The organism is Rhodococcus sp. UYP9 (genome assembly GCF_040547235.1).
Classification (GTDB): domain Bacteria; phylum Actinomycetota; class Actinomycetes; order Mycobacteriales; family Mycobacteriaceae; genus Rhodococcoides.
On sequence record NZ_JBEPPH010000002.1, the window covers coordinates 653,261 to 674,641 of the forward strand.

26 protein-coding genes are annotated in these 21,381 nt (G+C 63.1%); 23 read left to right on the forward strand and 3 right to left on the reverse strand.

The window, feature by feature from the left end; genetic code table 11:
- Positions 1–110 precede the first annotated feature (110 nt).
- The 4 genes from ABIB36_RS09510 (at position 111) to ABIB36_RS09525 (ending at position 3,087) form a co-directional block, all read left to right on the forward strand.
- Positions 111–212, forward strand: a complete 102-nt coding sequence (locus ABIB36_RS09510; protein ID WP_003402602.1) for a 30S ribosomal protein bS22 — start codon at positions 111–113, stop codon at positions 210–212.
- Positions 213–415: 203 nt separating this feature from the next.
- Entirely contained in the window at positions 416–1,525 is a 1,110-nt protein-coding gene (locus tag ABIB36_RS09515) for an NAD-dependent epimerase/dehydratase family protein (RefSeq protein WP_179142231.1), read from the forward strand.
- On the forward strand, positions 1,522–2,580 hold the full coding sequence (locus ABIB36_RS09520) for a lysophospholipid acyltransferase family protein (RefSeq protein WP_084346202.1): 1,059 nt from the start codon (positions 1,522–1,524) through the stop codon (positions 2,578–2,580). The genes ABIB36_RS09515 and ABIB36_RS09520 overlap by 4 nt, the downstream gene beginning before the upstream one ends.
- Before the next feature lie 18 nt (positions 2,581–2,598).
- On the forward strand, positions 2,599–3,087 hold the full coding sequence (locus ABIB36_RS09525) for a GNAT family N-acetyltransferase (protein WP_354563403.1): 489 nt from the start codon (positions 2,599–2,601) through the stop codon (positions 3,085–3,087).
- Between the two features lie 19 nt (positions 3,088–3,106).
- On the opposite strand, the gene ABIB36_RS09530 is transcribed toward ABIB36_RS09525, so the two are convergent.
- Entirely contained in the window at positions 3,107–4,036 is a 930-nt protein-coding gene (locus ABIB36_RS09530) for an HAD family hydrolase (protein WP_084346389.1), read from the reverse strand.
- A 333-nt stretch (positions 4,037–4,369) separates the two neighbouring features.
- Here ABIB36_RS09530 and ABIB36_RS09535 point away from each other — a divergent pair, with 333 nt between their 5' ends.
- From ABIB36_RS09535 to ABIB36_RS09600, 14 genes are all read left to right on the forward strand, one after another.
- Positions 4,370–4,642 (forward strand): glutaredoxin family protein, encoded by a 273-nt coding sequence (locus ABIB36_RS09535; RefSeq protein ID WP_084346200.1) that lies wholly within the window; start codon positions 4,370–4,372, stop codon positions 4,640–4,642.
- A 182-nt stretch (positions 4,643–4,824) separates the two neighbouring features.
- The gene (locus ABIB36_RS09540) at positions 4,825–5,643 is read left to right on the forward strand and encodes a redox-sensing transcriptional repressor Rex (RefSeq protein WP_084346199.1); all 819 of its coding nucleotides are present in this window, start codon (positions 4,825–4,827) and stop codon (positions 5,641–5,643) included.
- The gene (locus tag ABIB36_RS09545; RefSeq protein ID WP_084346198.1) at positions 5,640–7,022 is read left to right on the forward strand and encodes a glutamyl-tRNA reductase; all 1,383 of its coding nucleotides are present in this window, start codon (positions 5,640–5,642) and stop codon (positions 7,020–7,022) included. The genes ABIB36_RS09540 and ABIB36_RS09545 overlap by 4 nt, the downstream gene beginning before the upstream one ends.
- Positions 7,019–8,005: a hydroxymethylbilane synthase gene (hemC, locus tag ABIB36_RS09550; protein ID WP_084346197.1), complete on the forward strand. Its 987-nt coding sequence runs from the start codon at positions 7,019–7,021 to the stop codon at positions 8,003–8,005. The genes ABIB36_RS09545 and hemC overlap by 4 nt, the downstream gene beginning before the upstream one ends.
- Complete coding sequence (locus ABIB36_RS09555; protein ID WP_269304833.1) at positions 8,002–9,564, forward strand: bifunctional uroporphyrinogen-III C-methyltransferase/uroporphyrinogen-III synthase; 1,563 nt, start codon at positions 8,002–8,004, stop codon at positions 9,562–9,564. Before hemC ends, ABIB36_RS09555 begins: the two co-directional genes overlap by 4 nt.
- 74 nt (positions 9,565–9,638) lie before the next feature.
- Positions 9,639–10,613 carry a porphobilinogen synthase gene (hemB, locus tag ABIB36_RS09560; protein WP_354563409.1) on the forward strand — a complete coding sequence of 325 codons (975 nt, stop codon included), beginning with the start codon at positions 9,639–9,641 and terminating at the stop codon, positions 10,611–10,613.
- A gap of 16 nt (positions 10,614–10,629) precedes the next feature.
- A complete protein-coding gene (locus tag ABIB36_RS09565) occupies positions 10,630–11,253 on the forward strand; it encodes a hypothetical protein (protein ID WP_084346194.1) in 624 nt (207 codons plus the stop codon).
- 80 nt (positions 11,254–11,333) lie between these two features.
- Positions 11,334–11,456, forward strand: a complete 123-nt coding sequence (locus ABIB36_RS09570; RefSeq protein WP_254900410.1) for a hypothetical protein — start codon at positions 11,334–11,336, stop codon at positions 11,454–11,456.
- A gap of 72 nt (positions 11,457–11,528) precedes the next feature.
- A complete protein-coding gene (locus ABIB36_RS09575; RefSeq protein WP_179142230.1) occupies positions 11,529–11,687 on the forward strand; it encodes a hypothetical protein in 159 nt (52 codons plus the stop codon).
- A gap of 55 nt (positions 11,688–11,742) precedes the next feature.
- Positions 11,743–12,216 carry a transport-regulating membrane protein Mce1N gene (gene mce1N, locus ABIB36_RS09580; protein WP_354563441.1) on the forward strand — a complete coding sequence of 158 codons (474 nt, stop codon included), beginning with the start codon at positions 11,743–11,745 and terminating at the stop codon, positions 12,214–12,216.
- On the forward strand, positions 12,213–12,461 hold the full coding sequence (locus ABIB36_RS09585; protein WP_256895543.1) for a hypothetical protein: 249 nt from the start codon (positions 12,213–12,215) through the stop codon (positions 12,459–12,461). Before mce1N ends, ABIB36_RS09585 begins: the two co-directional genes overlap by 4 nt.
- Positions 12,462–12,476: 15 nt before the next feature.
- A complete protein-coding gene (locus ABIB36_RS09590) occupies positions 12,477–12,758 on the forward strand; it encodes a metal-sensitive transcriptional regulator (RefSeq protein ID WP_084346193.1) in 282 nt (93 codons plus the stop codon).
- Between the two features lie 51 nt (positions 12,759–12,809).
- The gene (locus ABIB36_RS09595; RefSeq protein WP_084346386.1) at positions 12,810–12,986 is read left to right on the forward strand and encodes a heavy-metal-associated domain-containing protein; all 177 of its coding nucleotides are present in this window, start codon (positions 12,810–12,812) and stop codon (positions 12,984–12,986) included.
- Between the two features lie 71 nt (positions 12,987–13,057).
- A complete protein-coding gene (locus tag ABIB36_RS09600; RefSeq protein ID WP_502944964.1) occupies positions 13,058–14,212 on the forward strand; it encodes a PQQ-dependent sugar dehydrogenase in 1,155 nt (384 codons plus the stop codon).
- Positions 14,213–14,303: 91 nt separating this feature from the next.
- On the opposite strand, the gene ABIB36_RS09605 is transcribed toward ABIB36_RS09600, so the two are convergent.
- Both ABIB36_RS09605 and ABIB36_RS09610 read right to left on the reverse strand, forming a co-directional pair.
- Positions 14,304–16,277, reverse strand: a complete 1,974-nt coding sequence (locus tag ABIB36_RS09605; protein WP_084346192.1) for an acyl-CoA dehydrogenase family protein — start codon at positions 16,275–16,277, stop codon at positions 14,304–14,306.
- Between the two features lie 42 nt (positions 16,278–16,319).
- Positions 16,320–16,526 (reverse strand): inositol 2-dehydrogenase, encoded by a 207-nt coding sequence (locus ABIB36_RS09610; protein ID WP_084346191.1) that lies wholly within the window; start codon positions 16,524–16,526, stop codon positions 16,320–16,322.
- A gap of 105 nt (positions 16,527–16,631) precedes the next feature.
- Here ABIB36_RS09610 and ABIB36_RS09615 point away from each other — a divergent pair, with 105 nt between their 5' ends.
- From ABIB36_RS09615 to ABIB36_RS09635, 5 genes are all read left to right on the forward strand, one after another.
- Positions 16,632–17,900, forward strand: coding sequence for an adenosylmethionine--8-amino-7-oxononanoate transaminase (locus ABIB36_RS09615; RefSeq protein WP_354563445.1), 1,269 nt, complete (start codon positions 16,632–16,634; stop codon positions 17,898–17,900).
- A gap of 13 nt (positions 17,901–17,913) precedes the next feature.
- Positions 17,914–19,056: an 8-amino-7-oxononanoate synthase gene (locus tag ABIB36_RS09620; protein ID WP_354563416.1), complete on the forward strand. Its 1,143-nt coding sequence runs from the start codon at positions 17,914–17,916 to the stop codon at positions 19,054–19,056.
- Positions 19,053–19,733 (forward strand): dethiobiotin synthase, encoded by a 681-nt coding sequence (gene bioD, locus ABIB36_RS09625; RefSeq protein WP_354563418.1) that lies wholly within the window; start codon positions 19,053–19,055, stop codon positions 19,731–19,733. Before ABIB36_RS09620 ends, bioD begins: the two co-directional genes overlap by 4 nt.
- 134 nt (positions 19,734–19,867) lie before the next feature.
- The gene (locus ABIB36_RS09630) at positions 19,868–20,521 is read left to right on the forward strand and encodes a hypothetical protein (protein ID WP_354563420.1); all 654 of its coding nucleotides are present in this window, start codon (positions 19,868–19,870) and stop codon (positions 20,519–20,521) included.
- A 143-nt stretch (positions 20,522–20,664) separates the two neighbouring features.
- Complete coding sequence (locus tag ABIB36_RS09635) at positions 20,665–21,366, forward strand: alpha/beta fold hydrolase (RefSeq protein ID WP_354563422.1); 702 nt, start codon at positions 20,665–20,667, stop codon at positions 21,364–21,366.
- Positions 21,367–21,381 lie beyond the last annotated feature (15 nt).

The window sequence follows — 21,381 nt, forward strand, 5'->3', positions numbered from 1 at the left end:
CGAGCGCCAGCTTGGGGATCGACAACTCCGTAAGGGGTTCGAGGATGCCAGGTAGGCGTACGCAACTTCGCGTGCGCGAAAACGTAGACAGAACGTGAGGAACACCCGCCATGGGTTCAGTGATCAAGAAGCGTCGCAAGCGCATGTCGAAGAAGAAGCACCGCAAGTTGCTTCGTCGTACCCGAGTTCAGCGCAGGAAACTCGGTAAATAGAGTTCCTCGAAAGAGGCCCGTCACCTTATGGTGTCGGGCCTTTTTCGTGCAGTCGATGCACCCAGTTTTCGACATCGAGAGTCCTGAAAAGCACTCTTGTCCGAATCTGCATTCTTCCTGCACAGGGTGCCATTTCTCGTACTCTCACATCTTCGCTGGATTCCAGTAGGCTGCTTGTTGCGGCACGAATCCTGGGGGTGTGTGTGAACTCGAACGATCGAGGCGTAGCGGCGCCGAAAGTGGTCCTCGTGACCGGTGTAAGCCGTTTTCTCGGGGGTTACCTCGTCACTCGGCTCGCGCAGAATCCATCGATCGAACGGGTCATCGCTGTCGATACGCTCTCACCGAGCAAAGACCTGCTGCGCAAGATGGGCCGCGCCGAGTTCGTGCGCGCCGACATCCGCAATCCGCTCATCGGCAAGGTCGTCCGCAGCGCGGGCGTGGACACCGTCGTCCATGCCGCCACCATTGCCAAACCACCCAGTTCCGGCGGTCGAGCAACCATGAAGGATCTCAACGTCATCGGGGCGATGCAACTCTTCGCCGTCTGCCAGAACTCACCGACTGTGCGCAAGGTCGTCCTGCGGTCTTCGTCGTCCGTCTATGGGTGCAGTGCCAAAGACCCGGTCAATTTCACCGAGGAGATGAGTGCCCGGCGTCCGCCGCAGGGCGCCTACGCTCGGGACACCATCGACATCGAGGGCTACGTCCGCGGGCTCGGCCGTCGCCGTCCGGACGTCGCTGTGTCGATTTTGCGGATGGCGCCGCTGATCGGACCACGGCTCAACGGGACCATCTCGCGGTACATGACGTCCCCGATCATCCCGAGTATCGTCGGCCGCGATGCACGCATGCAATTGCTGCACGAAGAAGACGCCCTGGCCGCACTCGAGCGGGCCACGATCGGCGGACCGGCAGGCACGTTCAACGTCGGAGCCGACGGAACGATCATGCTCTCTCAGGCTATCCGGCGTGCGGGTCGCATCGAAGCGCCCGTTCCGTTCGCGTTGTTCAAGAGCGTAGGTCGAGCACTGATGGGTGGCATGATGCGCGAGTTCACCACCGAACAACTCGACTATTTCCATTTCGGCTGCGGGCTCGACACGACCCGTATGAGATCCGACCTCGGTTTCGAACCTCGGTGGACGACCGTGCAGGCATTCGACGACTTCGTGCGCGGCGCAGCACTGCGTCCGGTCCTCAAAACCGAGTGGATCGATGCCGCAGAGAAACACCTGTTGTCGATCGTCGATGCAGGTGCAGCAGTGTCGACGAAGGTACTGACCGTCGCGAGTCCAGGACGAAGGAGGTGAGCGACGTGGCGAAGGTAATTCCGCTGCACGGCGGTGGGTCCGGTAGAACGGCGTCCGCGAGAAACACAGACCAAAGCCGGGTAGAACGAAGTCGCAGCCGCCACCCGTCCTCGTACTCCGAGGTCCGGCCGCCCACACCACTCATCACTCCGACCTTCGCCGCACCGCCGGTGGCAACAGCTCCGGTGTCCGTGCCCATCGACGCGATCAGAGAAAAATTGGTCGACCAGATTGCCGGAACCGCCGAGTTCCTGCGACGTCGGCTCGCCGGTGACTACCAGATCGACGAATTCGGGTACGACCCCCACTTCGCCGATGCCGTATGGCTTCCGCTGCTGCGGCCATTGTTCGACAAATGGTTCCGCGTCGAGGTCAAGGGCATCGAGAACATTCCGAACGACGGTGGTGCACTCGTTGTCGCCAATCACGCCGGCGTCATCCCGATCGATGCGTTGATGACCTCCGTCGCCGTGCGTGATCACCATCCCGCGCACCGACCACTGCGAATGTTGGCTGCTGACATGGCTTTCGAGATGCCCGGGGTCGGATCGATCGCACGCAAAGCGGGACACACGCTCGCCTGCAACCCCGACGCCGAGCGATTGCTGCGTATGGGGGAGGTAGCGGCGGTCTTCCCCGAGGGCTTCAAGGGAATCGGCAAGCCGTTCAGCGAGCGCTACAAGTTGCAACGGTTCGGCCGCGGCGGTTTCGTATCGGCCGCCCTGCGTACGGGGGCCCCGATCATCCCGTGCTCGATCGTGGGGTCGGAAGAGATCTACCCGAAAATCGGCGACCTCACCACGCTCGCTCGGCTGATGGGGATGCCGTACTTTCCGGTCACACCGCTCTTCCCGCACTTCGGCCCACTCGGTCTCATCCCGCTGCCGTCGAAGTGGTACATCGAGTTCGGTAAGCCGATCTACACCGACTCCTACGAAGCCCAAGCTTCGGACGATCCGATGGTGCTCTTCGAGTTGACCGACCATGTTCGCGAAACGATCCAGCACACGCTCTATCGACTTCTCGCCAAGCGTCGCAACGTCTTCCTCGGGTAGCTCTGTAAAGTCCTCGCGGTGCTGATCCGTGACACCATCACCGAAGACCTGCCTTCGATACTCGCCATTCACAACGACGCGATCGCCACCACGACGGCGATCTGGGACGAGACCGAAGTGGGACTCGACGAGAGAATCACCTGGTTCGACGGCCGTCTTCGGGCTGGATTTCCCGTCCTGACGGCCGTCGTCGACGGTTTCATCGCTGGGTACGCGTCGTACGGGCAGTGGCGTCCGAAAAGTGGGTACCGGCTGACGGTCGAGCACTCGGTATACGTCGACAAAGCTTTTCACCGTCAGGGCATTGCCAGCGCCCTGCTGGCGGAGTTGATAGCGCGCGCCCGTGCCGCAGGAATCCACGCAATGATCGCGGGTATCGAAAGTGGCAACACCACCTCGATCGCGTTGCACGACAAATTCGGCTTCGTCACCGTCGGACAGCTCCCCGAAGTGGGGGTCAAATTCGACAGGTGGCTCGACCTGACGCTGATGCAACTGAGTCTGTGACGTCTTGAACCCGAGCTGGTCAGGCAGCCCGACGGCGACCGAGCACGGCAGCGAGTCCGCCGCCGACGGCACCGATGGCAAGGGCCGTCGGGACCCCGATCCTCGCGGCCTTACGCCCCGTCCGGAAATCACGGATCTCCCAGCCTCGGTTCTTGGCCACTTCCCGCAGGTCTGCGTCTGGATTGACCGCGACGGCCGTGCCGACCAGCGACAGCATGGGAACGTCGTTGTGGCTGTCGGAGTACGCGGTGCACCGTTTGAGGTTCAAACCCTCGCGGACGGCGAGTGTGCGAACGGCGTGAGCCTTGCCGAGTCCGTGCAGAATATCTCCGACCAACAGGCCGGTGAATATTCCGTCCTTGCTTTCGGCGACGGTTCCTAGTGCACCGGTAAGGCCGAGTCGTTTGGCGATGATCTGAGCCAGCTCCAGTGGTGTCGCGGTGACCAGCCAGACCTGCTGACCTGCATCCAGGTGCATCTGTGCAAGTGCGGCGGTGCCCGGCCAAATCTTGTCGGCGATCATCTCGTCGTAGATTTCCTCGCCCAGGCGAGTCAGTTCGGCGGTCGATCTTCCGGTGATGAAGGACAAGGCTTTTTCTCGGCCACTGGCGACATCGTCGCTGTTCTCCTTGCCGCTGACTCTGAATTTCACTTGCTGCCAAGCGAACTGGGCCAGATCGCCGCTGGTGAAGTACTTTCTGGAGGCCAGACCGCGGGCGAAGTGAATGATCGACGCGCCCTGCACCATCGTGTTGTCGACGTCGAAGAACGCGGCGGCGGTCAGGTCGAGTGGCACCGAGCCGTCGCTGTCGAGTTGGAGCGCGAGTGCTGCATCGGCACTTGCCTCTCCGGCGACGTTGGCGCGGACCTGCGCGTCGGTAGGGCCGAGTGGACTGCGGAATCGACGTTTGCGGCGCTTGTCGGCCGCGGGCTGCCGGGTGTCGACCATGACTGCGTCCGGCACCTCCGCTATCGGCAAGTCCGGCACTGTCGAGTCCCCACGAACTTCCTCGGCCCTATCTGCTGCCTCGGGCTCGTGCGCTGTCGAATCATGTGAATCCGACACCTGCGTGTGTGAATCGCCGGAATCTTCGCTGTTGATGTCGGGCTTTTTCGGGTTCTCGTCGTTCATCGTCTTGCGCACCTCCCTGCTCGAGCACTGCCACAACCCTAGTCCGTGTCACTGTGGGCGAGCGCGTACGCGCGGGCTCGATCCATACCCGTGGCGTCTCGGCCTGCCTGTGAGCTTCGTCTCTGCATCTGGCAGTGAGACAGTAGGGGTATGAGCTCCAACGAATCTTCCGTGGTTCTTCTCACCCGCGCCGGTTGTCACACCTGTGTCGTCGCGTTCGAGAAGTTGACTGCGGTGTGTGCTGATTTCGGAATCGTTCCCTCGGCCGTCGATGTGGACCAAGCGGCGGCCACCGACCCTGACCTGCGAGCGGAGTACGGAGACCGTGTTCCGGTGGTGCTGCTCGACGGGCGCGAACACAGCTACTGGGAGGTCGACGAGCCACGATTGCGAGCGGATCTGACGGTCACCAGGGCACCCTAAGAACGTGCGATTGCTCTCGCTTTGCAGGTGAGGGCCCCTCTAGCACGGATCCAGCGACTTTGTTCATTCGTTCACAAGCGGTTACCGTGGTGCGAACAATATCAATGCTCGTAAAGAGTCGTGATCTGGATGTATCAGGATCAGCGTGAGGACCGGCATCGCTGCCGTTCGGACGAGGAGCCATGAACGTGACCGAAGAGCGCCCGGCTGTACCGGCGACCGTTGAACGGTCTGCTGGGGTCGAACGCGTTATTCCACAGGCTACGGTGACGCGTTTAGCGGCCTACTTGCGGGTCCTCGGAATTCTTGCCGACGACGGAGTAATCATCGTATCGAGCGAAGAACTGGCCAACGCCGCGGGTGTCGGCTCGGCAAAACTCCGCAAGGATCTCTCCTTCCTCGGCCCGAACGGCGTGCGTGGAGTCGGTTACGACGTCATGCGCCTGCGGGCCAAGATCGAGAGCGCACTCGGTCTCGATCGCGGACACAAGGTTGTCCTCGTCGGTGTCGGGAACCTCGGTGAGGCACTTGCGCGATACGGCGGCTTCGGCCGTCGCGGATTCTCGATGGTCGGACTGTTCGATCGGGATGCGAAGAGAGTCGGCACCGACATCGATGGACTCGAAGTCCGACACGTGGACCTGTTGGAACAGTCGTGTCGCGAACTCGAGGCCACGATCGGTGTGATCGCCACCCCCGACGCCGCCGCTCAGAGTGTGGCCTCCGCGTTCGTCGCAGGCGGCGTCGAGTGCATCCTCAGCTTTTCCCCGGTGATGCTCGACGTGCCGGATAGTGTCGAGGTGCGTCGAGTCGATCTGGCAGTGGAGATGCAGGTTCTGTCTTTCAACAGTTCGCGGAACGAGGCCGCTCATGGATCACCGAGTCTGCCCGGAAATCCGCGCCTCGGACGTAGCCGAGGACCACGAGTGACGCCCGGTTCACTACCCGGAGCCATCAGCCCTAGCAGTTCGACAAGAAACGGATCGGTGATTGCACCGTGAGTGTCCTTCTCGTCGGGATTTCGCACCGTAGCGCTCCCGTCGCAGTTCTCGAACGTGTCGCTGTCACCGACACGGATCGACCGAAACTTACCGACAAGCTCATGGCTACCGGGAGCATCTCCGAAGTCATGGTCGTCTCGACGTGCAACCGCGTCGAGATCTACGCCGTAGTCGACGCCTTCCATGGCGCTCTGACCGCCGTCGGAGAAGTGCTTGCCGAGCACTCCGGTCTGGAAGTGCAAGAACTGACCCAGCACGCCTACGTTCGATACAGCGAAGCAGCCGTCGAGCATCTCTTCGCCGTAGCCAGTGGCCTCGATTCGATGGTCATCGGCGAACAGCAGATTCTGGGACAGATTCGTGCTGCGTACGCGGCTTCGGACAACCAGCAGGCGTCCGGTCGAGTGCTCCACGAACTGGCGCAGCAGGCGTTGCGCGTCGGAAAGCGTGTTCATTCGGAGACCGGAATCGATTCCGCTGGTGCATCCGTCGTCTCGGTGGCGATCGAGCGCGCAGCGGCCATGTTCGGTGGAAGCCTGGAAGGAAAGACCGCCGTAGTTGTGGGCGCCGGCGCTATGGGCGGACTGTCCGTAGCGCACCTCGGACGTGCCGGAATCGGTCGCCTGATCGTGGTGAACCGCACCCGCGAACGCGCCGAGCACCTCGCCGAAACGGCACTGTCCGCCGGTGTTCCCGCGTCGGCGATGGATTTCGACCAACTCCCCGCTGCGCTGTCCGACGGCGACGTGCTCGTCACCTGTACGGGCGCGGTCGGTGCTGTCGTCTCCCTTGCGGATGCACACCTCGCGCTTGCTCAGCGAGACCCGGGGCGGCTTCTCGCCATCTGCGACCTCGGACTGCCCCGCGACGTCGATCCCACGGTCGCTGGGCTACCCGGCGTCAGCGTGTTCGATATGGAGTCCCTACAACGGGACCCGGCTGCAGGCGCGGCATCTTCCGACGCTGCTGCCGCGCGCGAAATCGTCTCCGCCGAACTCTCCGGATACCTCGCCGGTCAACGGCTCGCCGAGGTGACGCCGACAGTGACAGCGCTACGCCAGCGTGCCGCCGAGGTCGTCGAAGCAGAACTCATGCGACTCGATTCGCGACTGCCCAGCCTGGACTCGCCGCAGCGCGACGAGGTCGCCCGGACAGTGCGACGCGTCGTGGACAAGCTCCTGCATTCACCCACTGTCCGCGTCAAGCAACTAGCCACCACCCCTGGCGGCGACTCCTATGCAGCAGCGCTGCGGGAGTTGTTCGAACTGAGCCCGGGAACGGTCGACGCTGTCGCCAGCCCGATCGAGATCAATGGAATGGAACTCGTGGACGATTTCACTGCCAGCCGGATCGACGGCAAGAAGGGACCACAGCGGTGACCGTCGTAAGAATCGGAACACGAGGAAGCCTGCTCGCAACGACCCAGGCCGACACAGTCCGGCGAGGGCTGATCGCAGCAGGTCTCGACGCAGAACTCGTGATCATCAAAACTGCCGGTGATATGTCGGCCGCTCCGGTGCAGACCATCGGAGTCGGCGTGTTCACTGCGGCGTTGCGTGAGGCACTCACCGACGGCAAGGTCGACATCGCGGTGCACTCCTACAAGGACCTGCCTACCGCTCCCGACGAAAGATTCGTCATTGCTGCGATCCCCGAGCGGGAAGATCCGCGCGACGCGCTGGTCGCTCGTGACGGCCTCGTGCTCGGCGAGCTACCCGTCGGAGCGACCGTCGGGACGTCGGCGCCGCGCCGTGCCGCGCAGTTGCGTGCACTCGGCCAGGGACTCGATGTCAGGCCCTTGCGGGGAAACCTCGACACCCGTATCGGGAAGGTGGCGTCCGGGGAACTCGACGCCGTCGTCGTGGCACGAGCCGGACTCGCTCGGATCGGCAGGCTCGACGTCATCACCGAAGCACTCGATCCGGTACAGATGATCTCTGCTCCAGCGCAGGGTGCATTGGCTGTCGAATGCAGGATCGCCGATACCGAGCTCATCGAGGCGATTCGCACGCTCGACGATACGAACACCCGCACCTGCGTTGCCGCCGAGCGTGGTCTGCTGGCCGAACTCGAAGCAGGATGCTCGGCTCCGGTCGGTGCCATCGCCGACATCGTCGAGTCCATCGACGAGAGTGGCCACGTCTTCGAAGAACTGTCACTGCGTGCCTGCGTGGCAGCCCTCGACGGCAGCGATTCCATTCGCGCGTCGATTGTCGGTGCCACCGACAATGCCGAGGAGCTGGGCCGCGACCTGGCCCGCGAGATGCTCGATCTAGGCGCCCGCAGGCTGGTCGACATAACCGAGCCGGCCGCCACTACGTCTCACCACCCACACAAGAAAGCACTGGAGAACAACCGATGAGCCCAGTCCGCAAGAATGCCAACGGACGGATCCTGTTCGTGGGATCGGGGCCGGGTGACCCAGCTCTGCTGACGGTCCGAGCCCGCGAAGTACTCGGCTCCGCCGAACTCGCGTTCACCGACCCCGATGTCGACAAGGGCGTTATCGCGCTCGTCGGTCACGATCTTCCGCGCGACCCGGAAACCGGCGAGACCGGAGTCGATGTCCGGCCGGCACTCGGCGAGCCTGCCGAGGTTGCCAAAACCCTTCTGGCCGAGGCGAAGAACGGCCACGATGTCGTGCGCCTGGTGTCCGGGGATCCGTTGACCACCGACTCGGTCATCGCCGAGGTCAACGCCGTCGCACGCACACATGTCCAGTTCGAGGTTCTTCCCGGACTACCGTCCGGTTCAGCGGTGCCGAGTTACGCCGGAATGGCGTTGGGTTCCGGACACACCGAGGCCGACGTCCGAGGCGAGGTCGACTGGGCGGCGCTTGCTGCCGCACCAGGGCCGCTCGTACTGCACGCGACGTCGGGGCATCTGGCCGAGACGGCCAGTGCGCTCGTCGAACACGGTCTGGCTCCGCAGACACCCGCGGCCATCACGGTACGGGGCACGACCCGTCAGCAGCGCACCGTCGAGGCCACCCTCGCCACGCTGAACGATGCAGGCAGTGAGCTCGTCGGATCGCTCGTCGTCACGGTCGGCAAGGTCGTTTCCGGCCGAAACAAGATGTCCTGGTGGGAGTCTCGCGCACTGTACGGCTGGACCGTTCTGGTGCCACGTACCAAGGATCAGGCTGGGGAGATGAGCGATCGTCTCGTGACGCACGGTGCCATCCCGATCGAGGTTCCGACCATTGCCGTCGAGCCTCCGCGTAGCCCGGCTCAGATGGAACGTTCGGTCAAGGGACTCGTCGACGGCAGGTACCAGTGGGTCGTCTTCACCTCGACCAATGCAGTTCGCGCCGTGTGGGAGAAGTTCGAAGAGTTCGGTCTCGATGCCCGTGCATTTTCGGGTGTGAAGATCGCGTGCGTCGGCGAAGCGACGGCGGAGAAGGTTCGGTCGTTCGGTATCAACCCCGAACTGCTGCCGTCGGGCGAGCAGTCTTCGCTCGGTCTTCTCGAGGACTTCCCGCCGTACGACGAGGTGTTCGACCCGGTCAATCGGGTTCTGTTGCCGCGTGCCGATATCGCTACCGAAACGGTTGCCGAGGGACTTCGTGAGCGCGGGTGGGAGATCGACGATGTCACTGCCTACCGAACTGTGCGCGCCGCGCCGCCTGCCGCTGAGACCCGCGAGATGATCAAGACCGGAGGGTTCGACGCGGTGTGCTTCACGTCGAGTTCGACCGTTCGAAATCTCGTCGGTATCGCTGGAAAGCCGCACGCGCGCACGCTCGTTGCGTGCATCGGTCCGAAGACAGCAGAGACTGCTGTCGAGTTCGGTCTGCGCGTCGACGTTCAGCCGGAGACCGCGCAGGTCGGTCCGCTCATCGAGGCACTGGCCGAGCATGCTGCTCGTTTGCGTGCCGAAGGTGCATTGCCGCCCCCGCGAAAGAAGAGTCGCAGGCGCTGACGCCCGAGCTGCGTGGAAATAGCTCTGGTAGAGGTGTTTCCACGTAGCTGCCCGACGAAGGAGGGCCCGTACAGTTGTTTCCCGTAGACCGCCCCCGCCGACTGCGCCGGACTCCGGCGTTACGTCGGTTGGTGGCTGAAACGTCTTTGCAAGCGCGGCATCTGGTGCTGCCCATGTTCGTGGCGGACGGGCTGAGTGAGCCGCGCGAGATTTCTTCGATGCCCGGTGTCTTTCAGCACACGCTCGACTCTCTGAGCGCTGCGGCAGAAGAGGCCGTGGAGGCGGGCGTCGGTGGTCTGATGCTGTTCGGCGTGCCGCGCCCCGAGGACAAGGACGCGCAGGGTTCCGGAGCTAGTGATCCCGGCGGAATCCTCAATCGCGGACTTCGGCGCCTGAAGGCCGATCTCGGTGACTCGACTGTGCTCATGGCGGACACGTGCCTGGACGAATTCACCGATCACGGACATTGCGGCGTACTGACCCCCGACGGTGTCGTGGACAACGATGCGACGCTGGCACGGTACGTCGAGATGGCTCTGTCGCAGGCAGATGCCGGCGCGCATCTATTGGGTCCGAGCGGAATGATGGACGGCCAGGTGGCCGCGATCCGGGAAGGTCTGGATGCGGCAGGCCACGACGCCGTCGGCCAGCTCGCTTATTCGGCCAAGTACGCGTCGGCTTTCTACGGCCCTTTTCGGGAGGCGGTCGGGTCTTCGCTGCAGGGTGATAGGCGTACTTACCAACAGGATTCGGCTAATCGCCGCGAAGCTGCCCATGAAGTCGAGCTCGACTTGGCGGAGGGGGCGGACATGGTGATGGTCAAACCAGCCATGTCGTATCTCGATATTCTGCGAGACATCGCCAATATTTCTCCGGTTCCCGTTGCCGCATATCAGATTTCGGGTGAGTACTCGATGATCACCGCGGCCGCGCAGAACGGTTGGATCGATCGCGACGCGGCAATATTGGAGTCCCTGACCAGTATTCGACGGGCCGGCGCCGATGTGGTGTTGACCTATTGGGCGACGGAAGCAGCTGGGTGGCTATGACCGAGCATGGTGAGAGATGACCGATCCATCGCAGCCCGAAGGCGATAGTCCCCGGCCACAGCCGGACTGGGAACGCTGGGAGGCCGAACACGGCCCACCGTCGATGAAGATTCCGTCGTTCGATGTCCTGCCGCTCGAGTCCGTCCAACGACCGGCGCCGGTGGATGTCGAGACTTCGCGGCATCTGTGGTGGGGTGTAGCGCTCCTGGGCATGCTCGAGTTGCTGATGACGCTCGTTGTCGTCTACGGCGACAAGTCGATCTTCGCGCAGCAACTCGTCGACGATGTCGCGCTCCAGCAGCCATCAGTGCCGTTGACCGCGGAGTCGGCGGAGAGTTACCTGACCGCAGCGCTCGTCTTCATGGTCTTCCTAGGAGTGGGTTTCGGAGCGCTGTTCTTGTTCTGGGTGAACAAGATGCGGCTCGGCCGGATGTGGGCACGGATGGTCCTGACGATGATCGGGACGGTGACAGTGGTTCTTGCCTTGCCTCAGCTGTTCGGACTCGGTTCCGCCGACGGTGCGTTGGCGCTGTCGATGGCGGTTGCGGGTATCGCGCAGGGTGTCCTTGCAGCCGGTGCGATCTATCTGATGCACCGCAAGGAGTCCACCGAGTATTTTCTCGCTTCACGCAAGAAGTGAATGTCGGCGTGTCACTTGCGCCCCTCTCTGATCATGTGAATAGCATCACTCGGTACCATCCTCGAGTGATCGGATCCCACATGACGCAACCGGAAGTCCGCGAGGTCGAGCAGGAGCGCGGTAAGCCCTGGGCGCTTCTCGGTTTGCTGCTGGCAGTATCCGTTGCGGTATTCATCATGGCGCTCGGATTCAGTGCGGGTTGACCTGCGGTTTTGTCTTCCGTGGCCGCCTGAGCTAGCGTGACAGCCATCACAATCGGCGGTCAGAGGAGTCGTATGCAGGTTCGGACCGAGTCCAGGCAAACGCCCCATGTCGATCGCACCGAGCGTGTGGATCACAGCATGCGGATGGAGTTGCTGTTGATCGGCCTCGTAGTGACCATGGGCATCCTCGCGGCGTTCGCGATCGTCCTGCCCGCTGTCGTCAGTAGCTGACGCTTCCGACCCGGGCGCTTGCACAGTGACATATGGACGCCAGGCCGGTTCGCCGTTGCCGGACATGGAATTGCTGTTCGGCGAGAAAGGCGCTCGCTGGCGGGCACTGCTGTGGGGGCCGCTGTTCTGCGTGCTGGTGTTGGTGATCGAACTCCTGACCGGCCCCGTTGTCCACTGGTTCGCTCTGGCACTGTTTGCGCTCATCCTGGTCGGCTTCACCTACGTACAGGTCAGTGCCGCACGTAAGCATGTGAGCGTCGCGGTTACGCCCCAGCACTTACGGCAGGGGTCCGAGACCCTCGACATCTCGGACATAGAGGAGGTGCTGCCTCCGATCGATTACTCCGATGGCGACTACGAACCGAAGAAGTGGGAGACAGCGCGAGTGCTCGGTGAATTGCATTCGGTGCCACGTCGACGCACTGCGATAGGTCTCCGAGTGAAAGATGGGGCTCTCGTGCAGGCATGGGCCAAGGACGACGACGGACTGCGGGCAGCGCTCGAACATGCGCGCATCGAGTACTCGTGATCCGGGGACTCGCTATCACCGAGATCGTCTCCGCGGTGATGTTCGTGGCTCTTGCGATCCTGTGTTGGAACGCGGGTGTGACCGAGACGGTGTTCGCTGCGGCCGACAACGGTGGGCCCGAGTATGTCTCCACCCGTTATGCCGGGCCATGGATCGCGCTGGGTGCGGTGAGTGTCATCGTCGCGGGGTTGTTGCTGATCGATGGCGTTCGACGACTCCTTCAGCCACCTCCGCATACCCGGTAGGGGTATAGTGGGCCTATGAGCAGCTATGCCACTGAACAAGACGACCTGCTGAAGAGGCTCAGACGCATCGAGGGACAGGTTGCGGGCATTTCGCGGATGGTCACCGAGGATCGCTACTGCATCGACGTACTCACACAGGTGTCTGCGGCAACGAAAGCGTTGCAGTCGGTATCGCTGAAATTGCTCGACGCGCACCTCGCCGGGTGCGTCGTCGAGGCGGCGCGCAAAGGTGGCCCCGAGGCAGACGCCAAGGTCAAAGAAGCGTCCGACGCGATCGCGCGACTCGTCCGATCCTGATTCCCTGTCCAGAAAGGTGAACAAGTGCAGAACAAATACATCGTCGAGGGAATGACCTGCCAGCATTGCGCCGCATCGGTCTCCGAGGAGATATCCGAACTGGCAGGCGTGAGCGGCGTGGACGTCGACGTCGCCAGCGGTGAAGTTGTCGTCACGAGCGATCAGGACATCGACGCGGCTGCCATCGCTTCCGCGGTCACCGAAGCGGGATACACACTCGTGTCCTGATGAGCGAAACTGCACCTGATCGTGTACCCGACAACGAATCGCCACGAGGGCAGACCATCCGGCGCAGTGCAATGAACAAGCTGCTGTCCGGTTCCGGAATTGTTGTCCTGGCCATGACGATGACTTTGGCGTGCTCGTCCGGATCGGTTGCCCAGGATGACAGCGGGGCACCTGCGCTGGATGTGACAACCGAACTGGACGGCCTGAGCAGGCCATGGGATGTGGTGGTGGCGCCCGACGGCGCAATCCTGACCGGCGAACGGTCGGGCCGATTCGTCGTCGAGCGTGCGGACGGATCGGTGGCAGACCTCGAAGCCGATCTCGGCGATCTCTATGCCGAGGGTGAAACAGGTCTGATGGGGATCGAACTGGCACCGGATTTTTCCTCGTCCAGAACGTTGTACACCTGCCAAGGCGTCCTCGGCGGGGACGCTGGAATGGACAGTTCAGGCGACTCCGAGGGGAACCGCATCGCCGTCGTTCGTTGGTCCGTCGACGCGGCCTGGACGGAATTGACGCGGGTCGCGACCGTGCTCGACGGTATCCCGGTCGCCGGCAACGGCCGTCATGGCGGCTGCCGAATCCTGGCTGCAGAAGACGGTTCGCTGTACGTCGGAACCGGGGACACTGCGAGCCCGACTGTCCCGCAGGATCGAACTTCGCTGGGCGGCAAAGTGCTTCACATCGATGCCGACGGCTCGCCCGCCGCAGACGCACCCGACCGCGTGTACACACTCGGACATCGCAACGTGCAGGGCCTGGCATTCGCACCCGGCACCGGCCGACTGTACGAGGTGGAGCAGGGCACGAGCCGAGACGACGAACTGAACCTCTTGGTTCCCGGCGGGAACTACGGATACAAGCCGGATCGCGAGCCGGGAATCTACGACGAGTCGGTGGAGATGACCGACCCCGATCGCGTGCCGGGTGCACACGCTGCGGTCTGGAGTTCCGGATCACCGACGATTGCGACGCCAGGGCTGGCATTCACCGACGGCGCAGCGTGGGGTGAGTGGAACGGTGCAGCTGTCGTTTCCAGTCAGCAGGGCCAGAAGCTGGTTTTTCTGAAGCTGACAGACGACGGTACCGGGGTCGCTCAGCATGCCGTTGCGCTCGAGAACGAGTACGGCAGGCTCCGTTCGGTCACGAGTCTGCCCGACGGTTCGCTTCTGCTCACCACCGACAACGGCTCGGATGACAAGGTGCTGCGCATATCTCCTCGATGATGCCCATCTCTCCCCGATGGCGCCCATCTCTCCCCGGATGACGCTCAGGGACCATCACGCAACCGGCGATGGTCCCCCACTCATGGCGGCGTCAGACTGCGTGAGCCTTGCTCGGATGATCTGCAGACTCCTCGTCGCTTCCCGCGCCCGGATGACCGAGCATCGCGGCGCCGAGGAGTTCTTCCGGCACGCCGAAGCCCTCGACCAGCTCGAGTGCATGCGGACGCAGCGAGCGGCACCGCTCGTTGATCCCGCGGGTGACGGCCTTCGATCGCTCCGTCGAGAGATAGCGGTGCTCGACGAACCAGGCTTTGTCCTCCTCGATGACGGAGAGTGCATAGAGATCGCACACCTGCTCGAGAATCGTCTTGGCTGCCTCGTCCTCACACGAGTTGATACCGGCGCAGAACGCTTCGAGAACGATCCGATCGATGTGCGCGCGCGCCGCGTGCAACACGTGGTCCTGGACGGAGTTGAAGGCGTCGAACGCGCTCATTTCCTTCGAGTTCTTCTGTAGGCGCCGTGCGACCGTCGACAGAAGATAGTTCTCGCGATCCTCGAACATGCCGACCTGCGTGCCGCGATTGAACAGCGATCCCTCTTCCTCGTTGTCCTGGCGAGAGTCGAGGATGGTCTGGATGATCGTCTGTGCTGCAGTGCGTTTGATCACGCGATCGCCGGCGAACTCCGCGGCGAAGCGAACCCATTCGACTGGGCTCATGCTCTTCACGTCGTCGGCGTAGGCGGTGAGTAGCTCTTTTGCGACGAGTTGCGTCAACACGTGGTTGTCACCTTCGAACGTGGTGAACACATCGGTATCCGCTTTGAGTGAGATGAGTCGATTCTCGGCCAGATAGCCTGCGCCACCGCAGGCTTCGCGCGCTTGTTGAATTGCGGCAGTCGCGTGCCAGGTGTTGGCTGCTTTCAACCCCGCAGCGCGGGACTCCAGCTCGCGCTGCTCCTCTGGATCCGGATCGTCACTCGTCTGAAGCTCGTGCATCTTTGCCACGAGCTCGTTCTGAGCGAATTGCAACGCATAGGACTTGGCGATCAGTGGGAACAGTCGACGTTGATGCACCAGGTAGTCCATGATGAGGACTTCTTCTTCGGAATCCGGTGCCGTGAACTGTCTGCGCTGCAGGGCATATTGCGTCGCGATATCCAGGGCGACGCGAGCAGCGGCGGCCGCGCTGCCACCGACGGTGACGCGACCACGAATCAACGTTCCGAGCATCGTGAAGAAGCGTCGACTCGAGTTCTCGATTGGCGAGGAGTACGTGCCGTCCGCGGCGACGTCGGCGTACTTGTTGAGCAGGTTGTCGCGCGGAATGCGGACGTGGTCGAACATGATGCGCCCGTTGTCGACTCCGGGGAGTCCGCCCTTGTACTGGCAGTCGCTGGTCGTAACTCCGGGGAGGTCCGCGCCGTTCTCGTCGCGCAACGGAACGAAGAAGCAGTGGACTCCGTGTCCTTCCGGCTCCTCGCCCGGTCCTGCGGTAATCAACTGCGCGAATACTGCTGCGACGGTCGCAGTTTCGGCCGCGCCGCCGATGTAGTCCTTGCGTGAGGACGGCGTGGGGGAGTGCACGACGAATTCGTCGGTCTCGGCGTCGTACGTGGCGGTGGTCTCGAGGGCCTGCACATCGCTGCCGTGGCCGGTCTCCGTCATCGCAAAACAGCCGAGGAGATCGAGGTCGATGAGGCGCCGTACGTAGGCCTCGTGATGGCGTTCGGTGCCGAGGTTTTCGATGGCCCCGCCGAACAGTCCCCATTGCACTCCGGCTTTGACCATCAGTGAGAGGTCCGACATGGCGAGCATCTCGATCATCGTCACGGCCCCGCCGACGTCTCCGCCGCCGCCGTGTTCCTTCTTGAAACCGTCTTCGGCTACGCCGTTTCGAGCAAGTAGCTTCATTTGTTCCAAAGCTTTGGTGCGGGCGATCACGGTGTTCGGGGTGTAGTGCGGACGGAACTCGTCTCGAACGAGTTGCCTGCGGGCCTCGTTCTTCACATCACGCCAGCGGCCGTCCAAGGTGTTGCGAAGGTGCTCAGAAGTGGTTGCCATACTCGACGGTAACCTTTCGGGCGCCGAGCCGGGAGTGAAGGGTCAGGAAGGCCACAGATAATTACGGCCGAAAGCTCGCAGTCGCAACCAGAATTCGTTGCGAGCATACGGGCCGTCGTGAAAAAGGGACGCACCGTTGTCCGCGAGCGCACGAGTGACAAGTGGGCTGGAGCCGTCGAATTCACTGATGAGGTGCTCGCGCCAGCCGTCCGGCCATGCGCACCGCGCGGGTTCGTGTTGTGCTTCCACCCATCTCACTGTAATGCAGCGGTAACATCGTCGTAACATGTTCTGCCGTTCGAATACCCCACACCGCAGAATCTTCCGACTCGGTCGATCCTCTAGTGTCGGCGCATCGATACCTCACAGATTCTGCGAACCGATGCCGCGCACGTCTGGCACCCGTACGGCGGCTTTCCCGCCTCGACCGCACCACTTGTCGTGGAGAGTGCAGCCGGCGTCCGGTTGCGACTGAGCGACGGCCGCGAGCTGGTCGACGGCATGAGCTCGTGGTGGGCGGCCGTGCACGGATATCGCCATCCGGTGCTCGACGCGGCGGTGCGCGACCAGCTGGGCAAGATGAGTCACGTCATGTTCGGCGGACTTACCCACCAGCCGGCCGCTCGGCTTGCAGAACTTCTGGTGTCCATCACCCCCGATGGCCTCGACAAGGTGTTCTTCGCCGATTCCGGGTCGGTCTCGGTCGAGGTCGCGGTCAAGATGTGTATTCAGTTCTGGCGCAGTCGCGGTCTGCCCCGCAAGAGCAGATTGTTGACCTGGCGCGGCGGATATCACGGCGACACTTTCGCGCCGATGAGCATTTGTGATCCCGACGGCGGGATGCACACACTGTGGACCGATGTGCTCAATGCCCAGCTCTTCGCTCCCGTACCGCCGAGTGAATTCGATCCGGGCTACGTCGAACTGTTCGAAAAGATTCTCGCGAGCAACGCAGGCGAAATCGCAGCGATCGTCGTCGAACCGGTAGTGCAGGGTGCGGGCGGGATGCGGTTCCACGATCCGCGCTACCTCGCCGAGTTGCGTCGGATGGCCGACGGCCACGATGTCTTGCTGGTATTCGACGAGATCGCCACTGGTTTCGGTCGAACCGGCGCACTCTTCGCGGCCGACCACGCGGGCGTTGCCCCGGACGTCATGTGCGTGGGAAAGGCTTTGACCGGCGGGTACATGACTCTGGCGGCCACACTGTGCACTTCGGAGGTCGCGGAGGTCATCAGTGCAGGCGAGGCCGGTGGCTTGATGCACGGCCCGACGTTCATGGCGAATCCGTTGGCGTGTGCGGTCGCGGTTGCTGCTGTCGAGTTACTTCTCGCCAGAGACTGGCGTACGGAGGTCGCTGCACTCGAATCGGGCCTGCGCTCGGGTTTGGCGCCTGCCCAGTCACTACCCGGTGTTGCGGACGTCCGGGTGCGAGGCGGGATCGGGGTGATCGAGATGCAAGAATCCGTCGACATGCAACTCGCGACGGATACGGCTGTGGCTCATGGTGTGTGGCTTCGTCCGTTCGGCAGGCTGGTCTATGCCATGCCGCCGTACGTGTGCGAGAAGCAGGACGTAGAGCGCATCGCGAAGGCAATGGTGGCTATCGCCTCAGCAACTTGAACACTGTTCAAGTATGGTCTCTCGGGTGAGGACACTCGACTGGCTGACCGAAGCGGCGAACACCCGCCGAACGCTCGGGCTACATCGCACGCCGACAGCACGCCGTCGAGGCGATTCGGTCATCGATCTCGCGTCGAACGACTACCTCGGCCTGGTTCGGCACCCCGAAGTTGTCGAGGCATCCTGCGCTGCCGTGCGTGATTGGGGCACCGGTTCGACCGGATCGAGACTTGTCACCGGCACGACGACGCTGCACTGTGAGCTCGAATCCGAACTCGCAGCCTTCGTCGGCGCGCAATCGGGATTGGTGTTCTCCTCGGGATACACCGCGAATCTTGCTGTGGTGTCGGCGCTCTCGGGTCGTGGCGCACTCGTGATGTCCGACTCGGCCTCTCATGCTTCGCTCGTCGATGCCTGCAGGCTCTCGCGCGCTCGTATCGAGGTATTCGACCGAGCGGACCTCGGCGCAGTCGAGCGGACGCTGCAGACCAGGCAGGAAGAGCGAGCGCTCCTCGTCACCGACTCGGTGTTCAGCGCCGACGGCGATCTCGCGCCGCTGACCGAACTACATGCACTCTGCCGCAAGTACTCCGCTCTGATGATCGTCGACGAAGCACACGGACTCGGTGTCCGGGGAGCTGGCGGACGCGGGTTGGTGCACGAACTCGGTCTGCACGGCCAGCCGGACCTGGTCATCACCGCGACGCTGTCGAAGGCCCTAGCCTCCCAGGGCGGGGTGGTTCTGGGCCCGCCCGCAGTGCGGGAGCACCTCGTCGACGTCGCCAGGCCGTTCATCTTCGACACTGCACTCGCACCGGCGGCCGTCGCGGCAGCTCGAGCCGCTCTCTCGGTACTCGTCCGCGAACCTGCGCGCGCAGTCGCAGTGCGCGAGCGGGCGCAGGATTTGGCCGACATCGTCGGAGTAGCGGAACCGGAATCGGCCGTCGTGTCGGTCGTGCTCGGGGATGCGATCGAAGCCTACGAAGCCGCGCAGTACGCCCGCAGACAAGGCGTGCACGTCGGCTGCTTTCGCCCGCCGTCCGTCCCCGAGGGCACCTCGCGGTTGCGACTCACCGCACGGGCCACGCTGACCGAGGACGACCTCACCGTTGTTCGCGAAGTCCTGCGACCCGTGCTGAACCGGTCACTTCTGTGAGCGTTCTCTTCGTCACCGGAACGTCCACCGACGTCGGCAAGACCATCGTCACCGCGGCACTCGCGGCGACAGTACGAGCGTCGGGACGCTCTGTTGCGGTATGTAAACCCGCACAGACAGGGGTCGCACCCGGCGAGCCGGGTGACCTCGAAGAGATTTCTCGACTCACCGGGGTCGAAAATCTACTGGAACTGGCCCGCTACCCGGAACCATTGGCACCCGACGTCGCGGCTCGTCGCAGCTCGATGCCGCTACTTCGACTCGAAGACGTCTGCGGTGCCGTGAGCGCCCTCGACGCCGACGTGGTGCTCGTCGAGGGCGCAGGTGGGCTGCTCGTACGACTGGGACTCGGCGGATTTACCCTTGTCGACGTCGCCCGCAGAGTAGGCGCCCCGGTCCTCGTCGTCTGCGGTGCCGGGTTGGGAACGCTCAATCATTCCGCTCTCACCGTCTCTACGCTCGAAACCGCAGGCGTGTGGTGCGCGGGCCTGGTGATCGGGTCGTGGCCGAGTACGCCCGATGCAGCGGCCACTTCGAACCTCGACGAACTGCCCGAGGTGACGTCGACGGCACTGCTGGGCCGCCTACCGGAAGGCGCGGGCAAGCTGAGCTCACCCGAATTCACCGCTGCAGCGCCGTCGTGGTTCGACGGAATCGAAGACATTCTGTTTCGGTGACGCGAGATTCGCCCACAATTTTCGACCACTGCGCCGCTGGTGAAAGGGGAGAACGGGGAGAAAAACCGGACTTTTCGTTTATTGCCGTCGGCGTCGGGTACTCAAGGGGCCACACCTACAGTTGGGGGCTGGAAATGAACACTGCAGTATGGATAGTGATTGCTGTTGTAGTAGTACTGCTCATCGTTGCGATCGCACTGGCGCTTGCCAGGAAGCAAAAATCCGGCCGACGCGTGGAAGCCGAACGTATTCGTGAGAAGGCTGCCGAAAAGTCCGTGCAGGTCGAGGAGCGCCAGGCGATAGCCGACGAGAGCGCCGCGAAAGCGCGCCGCTCGCAGGCCGATGCCGAGGCCAAGGCGGCCGAAGCTCGCCGTCTGTCGTTGCAGGCCGAAACCCACCAGGGTGATGCTGCAACCTCGCGCGACGAATTGGATGCGGAGTTCGCCCGCGCCAACAAGATCGATCCCGACGTGAACACCAAGACCGGCACCAGCAAGTCGGGCAGTGTCGACAAGGCATCCGCGGAGAAGATGGTCGCCCCGAATGCCACACACACCGGCCACCACGAAACCGCCCATCACGAAACCGGCCGCCATGAGGGTGCGATCCATGACGAGGGAGTTCGCGACGGCAACGTGCGTCCGGACGGCGTCGTAGGCAACGAGGACAGTGCTGCCCGTGGTGACAGTGCTGCCCGTGGTGACAGTGCTGTTCGTGGTGACAAGGTTGTTCGTGGTGACGAGCACCTGCCGAACGACCCGCGTGGTGGCGAGCACCGCGCACCGTAGGTTTCAGCTGTAGCTCTCTACTGCCCGCCCGCCGAAGTCTGTTCTCCTATTGGGAGCGGAACTTCGGCGGGCGGGTTTTGTCGTTGCTACATCCCGCAGCCGGCCGGCCATTAAAATATTTCCGCAAACGGCAGGAGAAGTCGATGCACGATTTCGTCTTGATTCCAGGTGCGGGCGGCGACGGCTGGTACTGGCATTTGTTGGAAGCGGAGCTGGTACGACGAGGCTACGATGTCGTCGCGGTCACCCTGCCGGCCGGCGACCCGGACGCCGGTCTGGTCGAGTACACCGATGCAGTCCTTGCTGCGATGGGTGGCGTCGGTACCGATGTTCTCGTTGCGCAATCGCTGGGCGGCTTCACCGCACCCCTCGTCGCGCAGAGAACAGAAGTCTCGATGATCGTCCTGCTCAATGCGATGACGCCGAAGCCCGGAGAGTCACCGGGCGAGTGGTGGGAGGCGACGGGGTCGGCGCAGGCGCGAGCCGAACAGGCACAGCGTGAGGGCCGTTCGATCGATACCGAGGATCTCGTTACCGACGTCTTCTTTCACGACGTTCCCCCTGAGGTCACTGCCGAGGCCATGCGGCGTGGTGCTCCCGAACAATCCGACGGCCCGTTCGTCCTTCCGTACCCGTCGACGCAGTGGCCCGATGTCCCGACGCGTTTCCTGCAGGGTGCGGAGGACCGTTTCTTCCCGATCGAGTTTCAGCGAAGAGTCGTAGCCGAACGGCTCGGGATGGACCTCGACGAGATGCCCGGTGGGCACTTGGCGGCACTGTCGCAGCCCATTCTGCTCGCCGACAGACTTCAGGCGTATCGAGCCGAACTCGGTGGCGATCGGTGAATTATTACGCCCTGT

Coding starts and splice junctions, on each gene's coding strand:
- ABIB36_RS09535 (WP_084346200.1), top strand. CDS start 4,370: ATGAGCTCCAACGAATCTTCCGTGGTTCTTCTCACCCGCGCCGGTTGT.
- ABIB36_RS09590 (WP_084346193.1), top strand. CDS start 12,477: ATGAGCAGCTATGCCACTGAACAAGACGACCTGCTGAAGAGGCTCAGA.
- ABIB36_RS09635 (WP_354563422.1), top strand. CDS start 20,665: ATGCACGATTTCGTCTTGATTCCAGGTGCGGGCGGCGACGGCTGGTAC.
- ABIB36_RS09555 (WP_269304833.1), top strand. CDS start 8,002: ATGAGCCCAGTCCGCAAGAATGCCAACGGACGGATCCTGTTCGTGGGA.
- ABIB36_RS09605 (WP_084346192.1), bottom strand. CDS start 16,277: ATGGCAACCACTTCTGAGCACCTTCGCAACACCTTGGACGGCCGCTGG.
- ABIB36_RS09620 (WP_354563416.1), top strand. CDS start 17,914: ATGGTCTCTCGGGTGAGGACACTCGACTGGCTGACCGAAGCGGCGAAC.
- ABIB36_RS09570 (WP_254900410.1), top strand. CDS start 11,334: ATGACGCAACCGGAAGTCCGCGAGGTCGAGCAGGAGCGCGGTAAGCCC.
- ABIB36_RS09540 (WP_084346199.1), top strand. CDS start 4,825: ATGAACGTGACCGAAGAGCGCCCGGCTGTACCGGCGACCGTTGAACGG.
- ABIB36_RS09630 (WP_354563420.1), top strand. CDS start 19,868: ATGAACACTGCAGTATGGATAGTGATTGCTGTTGTAGTAGTACTGCTC.
- ABIB36_RS09600 (WP_502944964.1), top strand. CDS start 13,058: ATGAACAAGCTGCTGTCCGGTTCCGGAATTGTTGTCCTGGCCATGACG.
- ABIB36_RS09575 (WP_179142230.1), top strand. CDS start 11,529: ATGCAGGTTCGGACCGAGTCCAGGCAAACGCCCCATGTCGATCGCACC.
- ABIB36_RS09595 (WP_084346386.1), top strand. CDS start 12,810: ATGACCTGCCAGCATTGCGCCGCATCGGTCTCCGAGGAGATATCCGAA.
- ABIB36_RS09530 (WP_084346389.1), bottom strand. CDS start 4,036: ATGGTCGACACCCGGCAGCCCGCGGCCGACAAGCGCCGCAAACGTCGA.
- ABIB36_RS09565 (WP_084346194.1), top strand. CDS start 10,630: ATGACCGATCCATCGCAGCCCGAAGGCGATAGTCCCCGGCCACAGCCG.
- ABIB36_RS09510 (WP_003402602.1), top strand. CDS start 111: ATGGGTTCAGTGATCAAGAAGCGTCGCAAGCGCATGTCGAAGAAGAAG.